This window comes from Brumimicrobium oceani, from assembly GCF_003143775.1.
Lineage (GTDB): Bacteria > Bacteroidota > Bacteroidia > Flavobacteriales_D > Crocinitomicaceae > Brumimicrobium > Brumimicrobium oceani.
On record NZ_QFRJ01000001.1, the window covers coordinates 435,852 to 452,838 of the forward strand.

At 34.9% G+C, this 16,987-nt stretch carries 14 protein-coding genes; 3 read left to right on the plus strand and 11 right to left on the minus strand.

Annotated features, from left to right (window positions below; translation table 11 throughout):
- The first annotated feature begins 13 nt into the window (after positions 1 to 13).
- Complete coding sequence (locus tag DIT68_RS01905; RefSeq protein ID WP_109358115.1) at positions 14 to 1,291, plus strand: lipopolysaccharide biosynthesis protein; 1,278 nt, start codon at positions 14 to 16, stop codon at positions 1,289 to 1,291.
- Positions 1,292 to 1,665: 374 nt separating this feature from the next.
- Positions 1,666 to 1,974, plus strand: coding sequence for a DUF2442 domain-containing protein (locus tag DIT68_RS01910; protein ID WP_158276090.1), 309 nt, complete (start codon positions 1,666 to 1,668; stop codon positions 1,972 to 1,974).
- 154 nt (positions 1,975 to 2,128) lie between these two features.
- On the opposite strand, the gene DIT68_RS01915 is transcribed toward DIT68_RS01910, so the two are convergent.
- Genes DIT68_RS01915 through DIT68_RS01935 form a run of 5 tightly spaced genes read right to left on the minus strand, consistent with a single transcriptional unit; the run spans position 2,129 to position 7,419 of the window.
- On the minus strand, positions 2,129 to 3,721 hold the full coding sequence (locus DIT68_RS01915) for a phosphoethanolamine transferase (RefSeq protein ID WP_109358117.1): 1,593 nt from the start codon (positions 3,719 to 3,721) through the stop codon (positions 2,129 to 2,131).
- A 3-nt stretch (positions 3,722 to 3,724) separates the two neighbouring features.
- On the minus strand, positions 3,725 to 5,323 hold the full coding sequence (locus DIT68_RS01920) for an OstA-like protein (RefSeq protein WP_109358118.1): 1,599 nt from the start codon (positions 5,321 to 5,323) through the stop codon (positions 3,725 to 3,727).
- Complete coding sequence (locus DIT68_RS01925) at positions 5,324 to 6,601, minus strand: adenylosuccinate synthase (protein ID WP_109358119.1); 1,278 nt, start codon at positions 6,599 to 6,601, stop codon at positions 5,324 to 5,326.
- Positions 6,598 to 6,954 (minus strand): STAS domain-containing protein, encoded by a 357-nt coding sequence (locus DIT68_RS01930; protein WP_109358120.1) that lies wholly within the window; start codon positions 6,952 to 6,954, stop codon positions 6,598 to 6,600. Before DIT68_RS01930 ends, DIT68_RS01925 begins: the two co-directional genes overlap by 4 nt.
- Before the next feature lie 3 nt (positions 6,955 to 6,957).
- Positions 6,958 to 7,419, minus strand: a complete 462-nt coding sequence (locus DIT68_RS01935) for a Fur family transcriptional regulator (RefSeq protein WP_109358121.1) — start codon at positions 7,417 to 7,419, stop codon at positions 6,958 to 6,960.
- Between the two features lie 249 nt (positions 7,420 to 7,668).
- Between DIT68_RS01935 and DIT68_RS01940 the strand changes: the two genes are divergently transcribed.
- Positions 7,669 to 8,481, plus strand: a complete 813-nt coding sequence (locus tag DIT68_RS01940) for an SDR family oxidoreductase (protein WP_109358122.1) — start codon at positions 7,669 to 7,671, stop codon at positions 8,479 to 8,481.
- 110 nt (positions 8,482 to 8,591) lie between these two features.
- Here DIT68_RS01940 and DIT68_RS01945 read toward each other — a convergent pair whose 3' ends face one another.
- The 6 genes from DIT68_RS01945 to glyA all read right to left on the minus strand — a co-directional run bounded on the left by DIT68_RS01945 (position 8,592) and on the right by glyA (position 16,778).
- Positions 8,592 to 9,194 carry a hypothetical protein gene (locus tag DIT68_RS01945; protein ID WP_109358123.1) on the minus strand — a complete coding sequence of 201 codons (603 nt, stop codon included), beginning with the start codon at positions 9,192 to 9,194 and terminating at the stop codon, positions 8,592 to 8,594.
- An 870-nt stretch (positions 9,195 to 10,064) separates the two neighbouring features.
- Complete coding sequence (locus DIT68_RS01950; protein ID WP_109358124.1) at positions 10,065 to 11,315, minus strand: metallophosphoesterase; 1,251 nt, start codon at positions 11,313 to 11,315, stop codon at positions 10,065 to 10,067.
- Between the two features lie 62 nt (positions 11,316 to 11,377).
- On the minus strand, positions 11,378 to 13,624 hold the full coding sequence (locus DIT68_RS01955; RefSeq protein WP_109358125.1) for a RelA/SpoT family protein: 2,247 nt from the start codon (positions 13,622 to 13,624) through the stop codon (positions 11,378 to 11,380).
- A 19-nt stretch (positions 13,625 to 13,643) separates the two neighbouring features.
- A complete protein-coding gene (gene fahA, locus DIT68_RS01960) occupies positions 13,644 to 14,915 on the minus strand; it encodes a fumarylacetoacetase (RefSeq protein ID WP_109358126.1) in 1,272 nt (423 codons plus the stop codon).
- A gap of 92 nt (positions 14,916 to 15,007) precedes the next feature.
- The gene (locus DIT68_RS01965; protein WP_109358127.1) at positions 15,008 to 15,394 is read right to left on the minus strand and encodes a hypothetical protein; all 387 of its coding nucleotides are present in this window, start codon (positions 15,392 to 15,394) and stop codon (positions 15,008 to 15,010) included.
- Positions 15,395 to 15,503: 109 nt separating this feature from the next.
- The gene (gene glyA, locus DIT68_RS01970; RefSeq protein ID WP_109358128.1) at positions 15,504 to 16,778 is read right to left on the minus strand and encodes a serine hydroxymethyltransferase; all 1,275 of its coding nucleotides are present in this window, start codon (positions 16,776 to 16,778) and stop codon (positions 15,504 to 15,506) included.
- Between the last annotated feature and the right edge of the window lie 209 nt (positions 16,779 to 16,987).

Sequence of the window (16,987 nt, forward strand, 5' to 3'; positions counted from 1 at the left end):
AAACAATCAATAAATGCGTTCCAAAATCAATTTGAAGTCTGAGTTGATCAAATCTGCACTGGTACTTTCTTCTGGAACAGTATTGGCGCAAGGAATTAGCTATTTACTCACTCCATTTATAACCCGACTATATTCTCCTGAAGATTTTGGGCAGTTTGGAATTATTATGCGAATTGTTGCCTTCCTCGCTGTTATTGGTGCTGCGAGGTATGAATACGCCATTCCGTTACCAAAAAGGAATGCACACGCCTTTCAAATTTACAGGTTAGCACTAAGAATATTGATTTGGACGATTGGTCTCACTATAATCAGTGGAATTGCTTTTTGGTTTTTTAATGATGAGACGGAAAATTTATTGTTTTATGTCGTTTTAATTAGCGCAATTACCGGTTTTACTGTGTTTATAAGTATTGGTAGACATTGGGCAATTCGAATGAAATGGTTTAAGAATATTACTATTTCTACACTCTTGACCTCGGCAACCACAAATACAGCAAAGTTGTTGGCTGGCTTCGCGGGATTAGGAGTGTTGGGATTAGCAATTTCCACTTTATTGGGACTAATTGTGGGGAGTTTCGTATTTGTTCTTGATGCTGTAGGGATTTATAAAATCAATAATAAACGAGCAAAACTTCGAAAATCCGTAGTTGCAAGGCAGTACAAGGAGTTTCCTAAAGTTAATTTGCCCCATTCCTTAATTGATGCCAGCAGAGAATTGCTCATTGCTTTTTTTCTAACGATTTATCTAAGTACAGCTTTGTTTGGTTCTTATGACCATTCTTTTCGAATGCTTAAAATTCCGTTATTGCTGATTGGGGTTGCAATTGGACAAGTTTTATATAACCGAATTTCTGCAGATTTCGCTCAGGAGAAAAAAATATATCCTATACTAAAACGCTCTGTAATTCTTCTTTCAGCAATTGGGATACTCCCTTTTTCGGTAATCTACATTTGGGGAGTACCAATTTTTGAATTTGTTTTTGGAAATGAATGGAGATTATCAGGTGAAATTGCCGCTGTTTTATCTCCTTGGTTAATGGCCAACTTTGTTGCTTCATCCATCTCGATGGTTCCTGCGATTATAGGGAAATTGAGGTGGTTCTTTTGGGTTGGAATCGTAACCAGCATCATTCAATTATCTTGCTTTGCATTTTTTCCAGAAATTATGGAATGGCTCAATTTTACTGAAATTGGAATGTTCGAAATTATCTCCTGGATCATGTTTGCATTGTTTGCAGTAAGTGTGATTTGGATGTTGGAGATTGTTAGACGCTTGGATGAACGTGGGTAAATTTAGAATATTTAGACCGATTTTTTAATGAAATATCATTTTAAATTTAGTTCATGATTTGATGTAAATCTTGGTATTCCATTTTCATATATCATAAAAAATTCAGAATGATCAAAGCTCGATGAATAAAATAGTTGTCACTTTATGTTTATGCCAACAGTTATAATTGTAAATGGTTATCGTTTTTATTTATAGCAATGAAAATGGGGAGTCAGTTTACATCCATATTTCTAAAGCTTAAGGGAATTCAAAATTTTGGTTGTATCCATTAGAAGAGACCTACAGTTATGGATTTACTAAACGGCAGAGGAAAGATATTTTAAAATTGCTTGTTGAGCATAAAGAAACCTTAATAAAAGCCTGCTATGAATACTTTGAATAATAAAGACGATAAAAGATCAAGTGATTCAATAGATCGTTTAATTTTTGAACAAAAGCTTTGCATTAAAACCTTACATATTGATAAGGACCTTGATTTACTATTGCTCATTTTTAATAATGGAAATGTTTTAAAAGCAAAATTGTCAGATTACCCTAGATTAAAAAAAGCGAATAATTCTCAACTTTCTGACTATAAGTTAATAAATGGAGGGGTTGGAATACAATGGGAAGCTTTAGAAGAAGATTTATCGCTGAAAGGATTTATAAAAACCTCTGCTTTAAATCAAATGATGAGGAATTAACAAGATCATAATAATGATGAAAGCTTAATTGTTTAAGTTGTTTTAATACTTCGCCAAATGTATTATAATCACAAAATAAATCAAAAGTTAACGGTTGGAAATTATACGCGATTTGAGTAATCAATTACTTGTGAATATTCGCAAATTCAGAATTCTACAATTCCTCATCATAATCCTTTCCGTCCTCTAAAATCCTTTTTCTATTTGCTTGAAATTTAGCGTTCACAATACTATTCTCTTTTATTAATAAAGGTGTTTGAATTCTCGCTAAATCAATCAATGTGTGGAATAAATGATCTGTAACATAAGGAACGGTTTTTCTTTCATCGGATAAACCGATTTTACGCTTATTCATTGTTCGAGATTCATCAGAAAACCATACAAAGAAGGGTATTTCTACATTTGATTTAGGTAGTTTTCCAGCATAGTCATGTCCCAGATTGCCACCTTCATCAAAAACATTCTCCCCATGATCAGCGGTATATAGAACTATGGCGTTTTCGCAGTATGTATCGACAATGTTTAGAATGGAATCTACAACGTGGTCATGATATAAAATACTGTTATGATATTCTGCTCTAATTTGTGATTGCTTGTCTTTCCCACTGAATAAATCGAAGTCTGCTGGATATCTATTTTTATACGAGGAATGATTTCCCATTGTATGGACTACAATAAACTTTAGAGAATCATCAGTCTGTAAGATGTTTTGAATGGGTTTAAACAGTAATTCATCATAAGAATTCGTTAGCGTAGATTCCATAGAGTTACTACTGGAGAGATTTACAAAAATGGGATGATCTACTTTTCTTGCAAGCACTGTTACTAAATTCTCCCAAACTCCAATAGGTGTTTGGTTAGAGATCCAATAATTGGTGAATCCAGCACTGTGAAAAACATCAATTACATCCTTTCCCTGGTCTAGTGATATATCATTATTTAGTGCTGTTTCTGACAAACTAGTTAAAACAGAGGAAATCGTGTTGGAGTAGGAGGACACAACATTGTCAAATACCAATAAGTCTTCTCTCTGGCTTAATAAAGGAGTTGTAGCTTGTTCAGCGCCATACAATTGCATGTGATTTCGGTTGAGAGATTCACCTAGAATTAAAACAATGGTTTGTTCCCTTACTTCTGATTTAGCTTCGACTTTTTGTGTTGCTTTTCCTTCTTTGGCAGATTTAAACAAGTCCAACTGTTGTTCAAAAGTCACGGCAACTTTAATGAAGTTAGGAACTCCTTTTCGAATTAATCTGTTGTTCACCGCATTTTCAATCACAAAAGCTAAAAACACCAATAGGAATATACTATAGAGGTAAGGATTATTGATATTTGTCTTTTCACTAAGCTTCTTCTTGAAGGCTAAAATAGAAATGATGAGTAAAGGAATAATGAGCAATAGACTCTGATCCAGTTTTATACTCATAAAACCCAGACTTTCCTCAAAATTTGTGGCAGAAATGACAAACAAACTAGAGGTTGATAAAGGACCTTTTAATATAATCCAATGCAAGCTTTCTAGAATTGAAATAATACTAATTATGAATAATCCAACTCTATAAATCAAAACATTATTTGCTGCTCGATAGAAAAGAACGAACAGTGTTTGATAGAGAAAATTGATTGCAATTAATCGGGTAGCCACCAAATCGGAATTAAGAAAGTAGCCAAGAATAAGTGGGAAGTTGACAATTATCGTGAGGTATAATGGAATAATCTGATTTAGCTTTTTGAGAAAAGATTTCATAGTCTAAATAAATGCCATTATTTTGTTGAATAATAAAATAATATCTGATTTTTCCTTGTCTGAATAAATCATGTCTTGCCAACTTAGTGGCCTCTTATCGACACTCCACTTAAATTGCTCTACACGCTCTTCCTTTTTATCTATATCGGATATCGGATAAACGATTCCATCTGGATTCTCGCGATAAGTAGCTGTTTCGATATCACCATTTACAAATCTTAAACTGATATTTGATGAGAATATTCGATTCATTCCTTGACGATTTACCACAATAACAGTATCAGTCTCTTCTTCATCTTCTAAAAAGTAAAGTGTTTTAGCGTTTCCATCAATATCTACTTTTCGAATTTGAGTACTATCAAAGTAAGCGGTCATAAAAGTTCCTGCCACTTGATTAAAGTAATTTGTTGAATCCACTGGAGTAGCGACCAAACCATTTTTCCTTAAAAATGCTTTTTGAATACGGTCATCAGTTTCATAAATTGTAATTGTATCACTTGTTAATTGAGCGTTTTGCGCCCATAATGTAGGTTCAGTGTACATGTTCATTTCACCTTTAACCTTATCATAAATTAAGGAGTCACAAAGGCCTTGCATATCTCCTCTAAAGAGTTTCACATTGCTGTAAGCTTGCATGATTTGAGGTTTTCCAGCGGAGTCTGAAAAGCTGTACAATGTATCAGCATGAATATATAGTGTGTCTTGATCTCCAAACCTTTTTGCAAGTGCATGCCCTGTCAAAAATGCAAATTTCTTTCGGTCATCATTCACAGCGTAGTCGCCTTGAAAGCCTATTTTGTTTGTTGTGTCAATAATTTCAACATTTTTCTTCGCGATATAAATACTATCGGCAGCAGAGTAGAAGAGGCTGTCTGAACTAATGTGTAGATCTTCTCGATCAATGTAAGCGTTATTTTCTAGAACACCTTCGTCATTATTTAAGTCGTACCATCCTTTTTCACAGTACATTCTAATTTCGTTATTGCTAATATAAGTGGGGCCATAGAAAAAAGCTTTTTTTGAATTGGCGTTAAATTCTAGGGTGTCAGATTCAACAGTAAAATCATTACTGGTGTAGATTACATTTTTTCTAAAATTGAACTGTTTTGAATCTGGATAAAAGTAGCCAATGTCACTACTAAGTCGGTCGCTGGAAGAAATACTTGTGATTACACCTTTGTTTTTGTAAACCCCAACATTATTTTTTAAATCGTAATCTATGGAGTCAGTCGTGAGTTTATATTCATTGTCTCGAATTCTAACATTTCCATACAACTTGGCGTAATCTCTTTTGGTATCGAAAAAAAGAGAATCACAAAACATGTTTAGCGTATCCTCTTTATTTAAATGAATATTCCCAAAAGCCCGAACGGTGTTACGAACAAGGTTGTAATAGGCAGAGTCGCAATATAGTTTTGTTTCTTCCTTTTTGAATACAACATTTCCTTTTACGATGTAATTTCCTGTTGTCCCATCCAATTGAATTTCCTCAGAACCTTCTAATAATTCAATATATTTCTGGGCATGCGCAGTGCTTACAGACAAAAAAATTGCGCTTCCTATGAGAAGCGCAATTTTAAATATGTTGAATTTTGTTCTCAATTATTTTCTGTTGTTCAAAGTTTGACTTCGGTCTGGACCTACTGAAACTGTTGCAATTGGAACTTCAAGGTGTTTCTCCAAGTAATGAACATAATCTTTAAGTTCTTTTGGAGCATCAGCAAAGGAAGTCAATTTTGTTGTATCTGTATTCCAGCCTTTGATGGACTCATAAATTGGTTCAATCTCAATGTCCGTAATATCAAACGGAAGATAATCAACTTTCTTGCCATCAATTAAATAATGTGTACAAACTTTAATTTCTTCAAATTCGTCTAAAACATCCGATTTCATCATGGAAAGTTCAGATGCACCATTAATCATGATGGCATATTTTAATGCTGGCAAATCTATCCACCCACAACGTCTTGGTCTACCTGTAGTTGCACCAAACTCACCACCAGCTTTACGAATTTCTTCACCAACTTCATCATGTAGTTCGGTAGGGAAAGGACCTGATCCAACACGAGTGCAATAGGCTTTAAATATTCCTATTACATCACCAATTTTTGTTGGTGCGACACCTAAACCTGTGCACGTTCCGGCAGTAATTGTGTTTGAAGAGGTAACAAATGGATAACTTCCAAAGTCGATGTCCAAAAGGGTACCTTGAGCACCCTCAGCTAATATTGACTTACCTTCTTTCATCGCCTGATTGATGTAATGCTCACTGTCAATTGTCGTAAGTGATCTTAACAGTTCGATTCCTTCAAAAAATGCTGTTTCTAACTCCTCTACATTATATTCGAAACCTTCGTAATGATCCAACATTCCTTTGTGTTTCTCTTTTAAACTGTCGTATTTTTCTTGGAAAGTAGGAGTGAAGATGTCACCAACTCTAATTCCATTACGTCCTGTTTTATCCATATAAGTCGGACCAATTCCTTTTAGTGTTGATCCAATTTTAGATTTCCCTTTTGCTTGTTCCGAAGCTGCATCTAGCAAACGGTGCGTTGGTAAAATCAAATGAGCCTTATTCGAAATCAATAAAGTTTCTTTGATTGGTAGGTCGAATTGCGCCAAGTTCTCAATTTCTTTCTGAAATATAACGGGGTCAATTACAACACCGTTACCTACGATGTTTAAAGTATCTTTTCTGAAAATTCCAGAAGGAATAGTGTGCAACACGTGCTTAATTCCATCAAATTCTAAGGTGTGGCCTGCGTTTGGTCCACCTTGAAAACGTGCAATGATATCATACTTGGGAGTCAAAACATCGACAATTTTCCCTTTTCCTTCATCACCCCATTGTAATCCTAATAATACGTCTACTTTACTCATGCCTCTGGTGCATTTAATTGGTTAATGGCAGCTTGTTTATCTGCCGAAATATTAAAAACTGTATTTAACTTAGATATTTTAAAAAGTTCACTAACGGTTTTGTTAGCGTTAATTAGAAATAATTCTCCTCCCTTATTTCGAATATGTGTAAATATTCGTAGTATTAAATTCAAACCACTGCTGTTGATTTGTTTTAATTCTTTTAAATCTATAATGAATTTTTTTTGACCATTTTCTAACTCATGATCAACTATTGCCAAGGTTTCATCCACTTTTTCTTTCGTCAAAATAGTTCCCGAAAAGAAAAGGATGCAAATTGAAGACTGTATTTCTAATTGTGTAGAAAAGCTCACTGCTTAAGATTTATCTGTTGAATTTTTACCTGCATTTTCATCTCTAACACCATAGAAATAAAGCGAATGGTGATTTATTTTAACACCGAATACTTCTTCAATGGTAGATTTAATGTTCTGAATTCTCGGATCACAAAATTCAATAAGTTCGCCTGTATCCGTTAAAACCAGGTGGTCATGTTGCTTAAATCCATGTGACTTTTCGAATTGAGCAATGTTTTTACCAAACTGATGCTTGCGGACAAGGTTACAAGCTAGCAATAGATCAATGGTATTGTACAATGTGGCACGAGATACGCGATAATTCTTGTTTTTCATTTTAATATAAAGTGACTCTATATCAAAGTGACCTTCGTAATTATATATTTCTTCAAGTATAGCAAAACGCTCAGGAGTTTTCCTGTGTCCGTTTTTTTCTAAATATGCCGAAAAAATATTCTTAACTGTTTCTTGTACACTCTCCATGTATTCAATCTTAAAGGACAAAAATAAGGAAATTGTAAGATAGAAGCATTCTTTTCCTAAGATTTATAAATAAGTTATGCACACGGATTTTTTAATCATGAGGCCCAGCCTCTATTTTCCTGTTAAGAATTGCTAAACTGATTTATATCATGTTTAAAAAGAAGAGGGTACACCTATATATTGCTAACTTCACTATTTGAGAGTAAGGCGCTTCGAAAGGAGTGATTTGAAAAATTAAAAATAAAAAAAATGGAAAAAAAAGTAATTTTAATAACAGGTGGAGCAGGAGGTTTAGGTGTTGCCACTGGAAATAAATTAAAAGATTTTAAAATCGTTGTTTCTGATTATTCAGAGGATGTCGTAAACACGGCTGTGGAAAATTATAAAAAGAATGGAATCGATGCGATAGGTTTCAAAAGTGACATTACTTCGGAAGAAGAAGTAAAAAACTTAATCGCCTTTACTAAAAAGCAAGGAAGCTTCGGAGGGTTAGTTCATACTGCTGGTGTTAGTGAAACAGTGAATAACGTTGATAAGGTTTTTAACATCAACTTGCGTGGTACGGCACTTATTGTCGATGCTGCTTACGAAATAGCCGAAGCAGATACCTCTATTGTTCTGTTCTCTTCAATGATGGGGCACACCATTCCTGCGAATGATAAATATGATGAAGCTTTACGAAATCCGCTTGATGAAGGTTCTTTAGCCATAATTAAAGAATTTGTAAAGGATGATTCAAGTATGATGTACAATTTTACTAAGCGCGGAGTAATGTTAATTGTAGAAGACAATTTAATGCGTTTTGGTAAAAAAGGAAGTAGAATTAACTCTATTTCTCCAGGGGTAATTATGACAAAAATGGGATTAAAAGCAGCTGAAGAGCATCCGGAGATTATTAATCAAATGTTAAGCATGACCGCTCTAGGACGAACTGGAAAACCTGGTGACATTGCAGACGTGGTGAAGTTTATGATTAGCGATGACTCTAGATTTATGACGGGAACTGATATCTTAGTAGATGGAGGATTGGTGCCATCTATATTAAAACATGCAGAGCAATAGTTAAAATACCAAAGTTAATCAATAAAAAGCCTTCTTAGAATTACAGAATAATGCTGTATTTCTAAGAAGGCTTTTTTATTGTAATTTACTGTGGGGAATAACATCAAAAATTAATCCTTTCGCATACTGTTTTTATTGATTTCATTTTGTAACTCTCGACGTACTTTTTGTTCACGTTCCAAAGAACGTTTTCTCAAACTTTCTAATTCGTTTTGTGTTTCTTCTAATTTTGAATTCGCATTCTTGGTTTTTCTATTTCCTTTCTGATAGACAAGGAAAAGTATAATTGATAAAATAGTTAAGAATATTACGATGCTCCACATCATCAGCGTATAGGTAGATTTATGCGTTTGAATTCCAAAAACATCTATGCTATCAACGCTTTTTTTGGTAGACTCTAGTTCAATATTTAATTCTTGAATCTTTTGATCATTACTCTCAAGCTTACTTTTTTGTTCAGCAATGATGTCTCTAGACTCCGCAATTGTTTTTTCAAAAGAAGAAACTGTGTCTTGAATATTGCTTTGTAAAACATTAAGCTTGGATTTACTAATCACCTTGAATGATTGGTAGGAGTTTGAGCTCTCAATCATCTCTGTGAATTGAGATTCAATTGTGTTGCTTTTTTCTATTTCTTCTTCACCTTCTTGAGCTAAACTTCCATAGCTCAGTCCGATAAATAGCATACTGATGATAAAAATGTTCTTCTTCATTTGATTATTTTATTCTAAAATAGTAGATTTTGGATGCGAATTTTTAAAGATAATATTAAAAATTCACAAACGAAGCGGATAGTAAATTTTATCAATTAAAATAATAGGCTCTCCTTTTAAGTCGCAGTCGGTAAAGACCATTTTCTTCCTTACAAAATTTAAAATTCTATACTGTTGTTCAAAACATTGTCTTGTGATCATCAACTGGAACAAATCACAATACATGCGAGTTGCTAAAACAGCGAGTGAGCCTTTCAAAGGCACTTGTCATCTGCGTTACAGTAAAACGGAAAGCATTGGGTAGGGGTAAGAGTTCGAACTATTACTACTGGTGAAGATCCTAATAGATATTAAGGATTAGAAGGATTTTACAATTTTAGATAAACTGTAATTTTCGAGCGCTTTGTCCTAGGCAATAATGAAACCTTTTTAAAGCTCTGATCATGAATTATTTCCTTTATTATTTTAAATGCTTATCGAATACTTTACCCGAAGCCTAGAATTCTGTTTTAATTCCTTAACAGCACCCTAGGTTTTCTTACGAAACTAGCTGTGTTTTTATATCTGTGAATGGTAAGAAAATATTTAATATTAATGACCTCAAGCAATCCGCGTTCATCCGAATTTACAGTAAGTGATAAATCCACGAGTACCCGCGTTGCTCGCAGTTCTGCTGCCTAAGCCCAAAGCATCCGTGTCATCAGCATGTCATTACAGCGCTTAATCATTTTTTCGGAATAATGTTGATATTACTACTTTGCTGATAAAGATACCGATAGGCATATTATTTTATTTATGAATCCAAGGTCATAAATCGTTCCTTTATGATTAAATCAAGAGGACCGCTTGGGAAGATGCACAAACAAGAAGCTAAACTTCTTCACTATGTAATTTAAAGCTGATTACCTCTGGTGACATCCCTATTCTTCCTGGAAAGCCCAAAAAACCAAAACCTTTACTCACAAAAAGGTGCTGATCGTTTTCTGTATAGTGCCCCAGCCATCTTTTATAACGATACTTCACAGGGCTCCATTTCCAACCCGGTATATCAACACCTACTTGTGATCCATGGGTGTGACCGCTCAAAGTTAGGTCAAATTGTTTCGGGTGCTCTCTTAAAATATTTTCCCAGTGGTCTGGGTCATGGCTTAATACTATATTGAATCTACTTGCAGGAATGCTGTTTGAGGCCAAATCAATATCGCCATACTTTGGAAATGGACCCTGACCCCAGTTTTCTACGCCAATTATATCAATAGCGTCTGTGCCGTTATCAATCTGAATGTTCTCATTTTTAAGCAAAGTAAATCCTGATTCTTTAAAGATGTTTTCTAATTCATCAAGATTATTTTGCCTTGCTTCTTCACTCTCAAACTTAACATAATCTCCGTAGTCATGATTGCCTAAAATTGCGAACTTTCCGTATTTGGCCGATAAATTTTTGAGTGCCTCTACATATGGAATCATCTCTGCGGCTCGATTATTCACTAAGTCACCAGTGAACATTATTAAGTCTGGATTTGCCTCGTTAATAAGAGACAAGCCCTCTTGAACGGCATCTACATCGTCAAAACTTCCCGCGTGAAAATCTGAAAACTGAACTACTTTTAAACCATCGAAAGAAAGCGGTAATCTTTTCATGGATAAATCTAATCGCTTTACATGGAAATTGTATTTTCCTTTGGTAACGGCATATATTGTTCCTAAAACTGGTATTGCAGCCACTCCTAGAGAAATGTTGCGCACAAAAGTTCTTCTGCTCGCAAAGAGTTTTGAGTTGTCGTTTTTTGGAGCTATTTTATTTTTAATTAGCGCCAAAATGCGAAAGATGTCTTCTGAAAAAAGAAACAACGCAGCTAAAATTTTGGCAATAAAAAAACCCAATGAAATACCAAAGAATATATTGATTACAGCACTGGCGTTTACAATTCCTATTGAAGCACGATAGAAATTTAAGGCAAACCCCGATAGAAAAACCATGGAGGAAAGTGGGATGAACCACTTGAAAATTCTAAAATACTTCTTTTTGACTGTTTTATGATATCCTTTCCAGATATAAACATCGAGAATGATAAACGAAACCAGAATAATTGAAAAAAAGATAATATAGCGATAACTCATATAACTGAATAAGGATAACGATTAGTAAACAATGTAAGGTCTATAAAGTTCTTTTTATTTCATTATCCATGTGAATAATCGGCCTCATCTTCTTGCGATAAATCATCCCATCTTTCTACACGCTGTATACCTTCGGTCATTTCGAATTTATCGATTAATTCATTTAGGTGATATTTGTCCATTACCAATACCTGAATTTTACCTTCAAATATTCCGTCTTTAGATTCAAAACTAATGGAACGCATATTTACGTTGTGTTGGAAAGAAACTATTTGAGTGATTTTATTTACAATACCAATATCATCAATACCAATCAGTTTTAACTTGGCAAGGTGTTCTTTCACTGCTTGATTTTTCCATCTTGCAGAAATACAGCGGTAATTCATTTTACCCATTAAATTTTCTGCATTGGGACAATCTGTTCTGTGAATTTTAATACCGCTACTTACAGTTATAAATCCAAAAACATCATCACCGGGTAGGGGATTACAGCATTTTGCAAAGTCGTAATCTATATCCTTAAAATCATCACCAATGGTTAAGGTATCTTTCTTATTGTCAATTCGCTTACTGATATCAGTGGCATGTTTTACCTTTTTTACAGCAGTTTCTTTCTCGATACTTAGAGTACCTGCTACATTCTTGATCTTACGTAATTTAGTTAAATCAAGTTTACCTTTGGCAATCCGAATGTATAAATCTGTTGCCGTCGTAACATTATAGTATTTCTCTAAAACTGAAATATTCTCACTCGTAAAGCGAATATTGTGTTGTTTAAATTTGCGCTCTAAAATTTCTTTACCGTCCTCAGCAATTTTATTTCTTTCCTCGTTTAAGGCAGCTTTAATTTTTTGTTTGGCACGTCCAGTTACGACAAATTTTAACCATTCTTCGTTTGGCCTTTGTTTACTCGAAGTAATAATTTCAACTTGATGACCACTTTTTAATTGATGGCTAAGTGGAACAAGTTTTTTATTCACTTTTGCACCAATGCAAGTTAAACCAATGTCAGTGTGAATATCGAAGGCGAAATCCAAAGTTGTTGCACCAGTGGGCAATACGCGTAACTCTCCGTTTGGAGTAAATACATAAATCTCATCATTGAATAAATTCAATTTGAATTCATCTACGAAATCCATGGCGTCTTCAGAATGATTGCCAATTAAATCACGAATCTCTCCGATCCAACGGTCAAATTTATTCTCACCGTTCTTTGATTCTTTGTAGTTGTAATGAGCTGCTAAGCCTTTTTCAGCAATTTGATCCATTCTTTGTGAACGTATCTGAACCTCAACCCATTTACCTTGCGGACTCATCACTGTTGTATGAAGCGATTCGTAACCATTGGCACGCGGTGTTGAAATCCAATCTCTCAATCGGTCGGGGTTTGGTTGGTAAAAATCGGTAACAATACTGTACACTCTCCAGCAGTCTGGTTTTTCCAATTCTTCTGGTGTATCCAATGTAATACGAATGGCAAATAAGTCAAAAACCTCCTCAAAAGGAATTTCCTTACTCTTCATTTTTCGATAAATAGAAGCGATAGATTTTGTTCTTGCCTTTAAATCAAAAACATATCCTTCATTAGTCAAGGCTTCTTTTATCGGGTGAGTAAATCGACGAATGAATCTTTGTCGAACGGCTTGTGTAGACTTTAGTTTACCACTAATTTCACGATATGCTTGTGGATTCATGTAACGTAAACACAAATCCTCTAGTTCACTTTTTATGGTATACAATCCTAATCGGTGGGCCAGAGGTGCGTATAAGAAGTTGGTCTCAGAGGCAATTTTTAATTGTTTGTCAGGACGCATACTTTCTAAAGTACGCATGTTGTGTAGCCGGTCGGCCAACTTGATCAGTACCACTCTTAAATCATCAGAGATGGTTAGAATCATTTTTCTGAAATTCTCAGCCTGTATTGAGATGTTTTCGTCAAATACTTCTGGAATTTTGGTTAGACCATCTATAACTTTTTGAACCGTAGGCCCAAAAGATTCTTCAATGTCTTCTAAAGTAATGTAAGTATCCTCAACAGTATCGTGCAACAATGCAGCGATAATTGCGGTTGGACCTAATTCCATTTCTTCAGCACAGATTTTTGCAACCGCAATCGGGTGATATATGTATGGTTCACCCGATTTGCGTCGCATATCTTTATGAGCTTCAACTGCTACGTCAAATGCTTTACGAATTTGCTTTGTTTCTTCACGTGTTCTGCCGTTTTTAGTAACACGGAGTAAACTTCTGAACGCGTTTAAGATTTCCTTGCGTTCTTTTTCTAAATCAATTTCTGGCTTGTTTTCCACTCAATTCTTGTATAATAAGTTATTCTGCTGGTAATACTTTTGTAGATACTTCTCCAAAACCAATACGCACTCCATTTGCATTACAATGTCCACGCATAACCACCGTATCGTGATCGTTGATGAATTTACGTTCAGAGCCATCCTTCATTTTAATAGGTTTAGTTCCTCTCCAAGTTAGTTCTAGCATTGAACCAAAAGAACTGAGCTCGTCTCCAGATATTGTTCCAGAAGCCATCATGTCACCACAGCGAACGTTACAACCGTTGATTGTGTGGTGCGCCAATTGTTGAGACATATTCCAGTACATATATTTATAATTGGACTTACTCACTACTGTTTCCTCACTATTTTCAGGAACAATTCCTACTTCTAAGTTGATGTCGTAATGTGCGTCTTCTTTATATTCTAAATAAGGTAGAACTTTTGGGTCTTGTTTTGGCCCTTTGGTTTTAAACGGCTCCAAGGCGTCCATTGTTACTATCCATGGAGAGATAGATGACGCAAAACTTTTCGCTAAGAAAGGACCTAGAGGAACATATTCCCATTTTTGAATGTCGCGTGCAGACCAATCATTCATGATGCACATTCCAAAAATATAATCACTGGCTTCATCTGTTGTAATGTTTTCACCTAATGGTTTCCCATCAAATGTTACAAATGCCATTTCAAGTTCGAAATCTAGTAATTTAGAAGCGCCAAATACTGGGTCTTGGTCATCATTTGGTTTTGTTTGTCCTTTTGGTCGCTTAATCATTTGTTCGCTTGGAATAATTGAACTTGCCCTTCCATGATATCCCACAGGAATCCATAACCAATTAGGTAAAAGCGCGTTGTCTGGATCTCTAAATAAAGTACCCACGTTTGTTGCGTGACCTCTTGAGGAGTAAAAGTCCGTATAATCTCCGACTTGCACTGGCATCATCATTTCAACTTGATCAATATCATGTAATACCTGATCAACATGGTGACTGTTATTTGATAAATCTGTGTTTTCTAAACTAAACAATTTCGATAAGCGATTTCTTAAATCAGTGGTTGCTTGTTTTCCCTTTTTCATAATTGAATTAAGGGCGTCTGATTGAAAGTCAGCTTGACTAAAAGGTAAATTCTTAAAGTAACCCAATACATATAATGCATTTAAGTCAATTACTTTATCTCCAATTCTTGACCCTACACGGGCTTTGTCTTGTTTTGTTTTGAAAATTCCAAAAGGTAGATTTTGAATAGGGAAATCTGAATTTCCATCTACGTCAATCCAAGATTTTAATGACGGGTCGTTTGCTTTAATCATTTTATTATTGATTTGATATTGTTTCAAGCAAAAATACTAAAGTCTTTCGACTCATCAAAGGCAAACCACAGCTACTTATTATTTAAAATGGATTATTTGATTTGAACCGTAATTTCATTTTTGCCACCTTCTAAAGGGCCAAATCTCATATTTGCTTTGGCTCCTTTCATAAAATCAACTTTTTCTAATGTAGATTTTATACCATTAAAGAGTCTCTCTGCACTTGGGCCATACATATACATGATACCATCGCTGTGGTCTAGTGCTAATTCATTGCCATCATAAACTCCTAAATCTTTCTCTTTAATGATCTCTATGAGTTCGTACATTAGCGTGTATAATTCATATGTTGTTTCATATCCATAATCAAAATAGATGAATAATGCTTGTTTCAAACTGCTGTGAATAGGGTCATTGTCTGACACTTTATTGACAAGTGGAATAAGTTTTTTTGCTAGATTTTTATTAATGGTTTTCATAATATGCGGTTTGAAAACGAATAATTTATAGACTACTTAAAAAATCAAGTAATAAGCAAAAAGAGCAAATGATTAGTCAGATGCTCTTTTTATTAATGTCATTTAAATGCTAATATTTAAAGAGGGGATAAGCGGACATCATCGCTTTAACTTCGGCAATTACTTCTTTAGTTGTTGCTTCGTCATTGATGTTTGTCATCACCTTATCCATCAATTCAACAATTTTAGGAATTTCTTTTTCTTTCAGTCCTCTAGTGGTAATTGCAGGGGTTCCAATACGAATACCAGAAGTAACAAAAGGAGATTCTGTATCGAAAGGAACCATGTTTTTGTTTACTGTAATATGCGCATCATTTAATGCAATTTCAGCATCTTTTCCTGTAATTCCTTTTGAACGTAGGTCTATTAACATACTGTGGTTGTCCGTTCCTTCAGAAATTATTTTGTACCCTAATTTAACGAATTCAGCGGCCATAATTTTTGCATTGGCTGCAACTTGTTTTTGGTATTCTGTGAATTTTGGATCCAGCGCTTCACCAAATGCAACTGCTTTTGCAGCGATTACGTGCTCTAATGGTCCACCTTGAGTTCCTGGGAAAACTGCGGCATCTAATAGAGAAGCCATTGATCTCAAGTTTCCATTTTTCCAACGAATTCCGAAAGGATTATCAAAGTTTTTACCCAACATAATAATTCCTCCGCGAGGTCCACGCAAAGTTTTGTGTGTAGTAGAAGTAACGATATGGCAATGCTCCATTGGGTTGGCCAGTTGTTTAGTTGCTATTAAACCTGCTGGGTGAGAAATATCTGCTAAAATTAAAGCTCCTATTTTATCAGCAACCTTTCGAATACGTGCATAATCCCAGTCTCTACTGTATGCTGATGCGCCAACGATAATCATTTTAGGTTTAACTTCTTCTGCTTTTCTTTCTAAAGCATCGTAGTCGATACGTCCAGTTTCTTTGTCTACTCCGTAAAAATGAGGATTGTATAGTTTTCCTGAGAAGTTTACCGATGAACCATGTGTGAGGTGTCCACCGTGTGAAAGGTCAAAGCCTAAAATATTATCTCCTGGCTTTAAACAGGCCAACATTACTGCAGCATTGGCTTGGGAGCCTGAATGTGGCTGGACATTGGCCCATTCGGCACCAAATAACTTGCATAATCTATCAATGGCTAACTGCTCAACCTTGTCAACCACTTCACAACCTCCATAATATCTTTTTCCAGGTAATCCTTCGGCATATTTGTTTGTTAATACAGAACCCATTGCAGCCATTACTTCTTCACTTACGAAGTTTTCCGATGCAATTAATTCAATTCCGTGGACTTGACGTTCATTTTCCAGTTCAATTAGATCAAAGATCTCCTTATCTCTTTTCATTCCTTTATTTTTTATTCTAATTTTAAATAGTACGCCATTTTTTCAGGCCACATGAGATTTACTTTTTCCTTATGACTTGACTTAAATAGCTGAATAATCACTCTTCCTAGAATAACTAATCTTTCTTAGGATTGACAATATAAACAATTTTCGATTTCGATTTTAAAATCATATTAATTTCTTTTCTAAGGTGCTTTAAGTTCTTGGGT

Coding starts and splice junctions, on each gene's coding strand:
- DIT68_RS01940 (WP_109358122.1), top strand. CDS start 7,669: ATGGAAAAAAAAGTAATTTTAATAACAGGTGGAGCAGGAGGTTTAGGT.
- DIT68_RS01905 (WP_109358115.1), top strand. CDS start 14: ATGCGTTCCAAAATCAATTTGAAGTCTGAGTTGATCAAATCTGCACTG.
- glyA (WP_109358128.1), bottom strand. CDS start 16,778: ATGAAAAGAGATAAGGAGATCTTTGATCTAATTGAACTGGAAAATGAA.
- DIT68_RS01935 (WP_109358121.1), bottom strand. CDS start 7,419: ATGGAGAGTGTACAAGAAACAGTTAAGAATATTTTTTCGGCATATTTA.
- DIT68_RS01925 (WP_109358119.1), bottom strand. CDS start 6,601: ATGAGTAAAGTAGACGTATTATTAGGATTACAATGGGGTGATGAAGGA.
- DIT68_RS01945 (WP_109358123.1), bottom strand. CDS start 9,194: ATGAAGAAGAACATTTTTATCATCAGTATGCTATTTATCGGACTGAGC.
- fahA (WP_109358126.1), bottom strand. CDS start 14,915: ATGATTAAAGCAAACGACCCGTCATTAAAATCTTGGATTGACGTAGAT.
- DIT68_RS01965 (WP_109358127.1), bottom strand. CDS start 15,394: ATGAAAACCATTAATAAAAATCTAGCAAAAAAACTTATTCCACTTGTC.
- DIT68_RS01950 (WP_109358124.1), bottom strand. CDS start 11,315: ATGAGTTATCGCTATATTATCTTTTTTTCAATTATTCTGGTTTCGTTT.
- DIT68_RS01915 (WP_109358117.1), bottom strand. CDS start 3,721: ATGAAATCTTTTCTCAAAAAGCTAAATCAGATTATTCCATTATACCTC.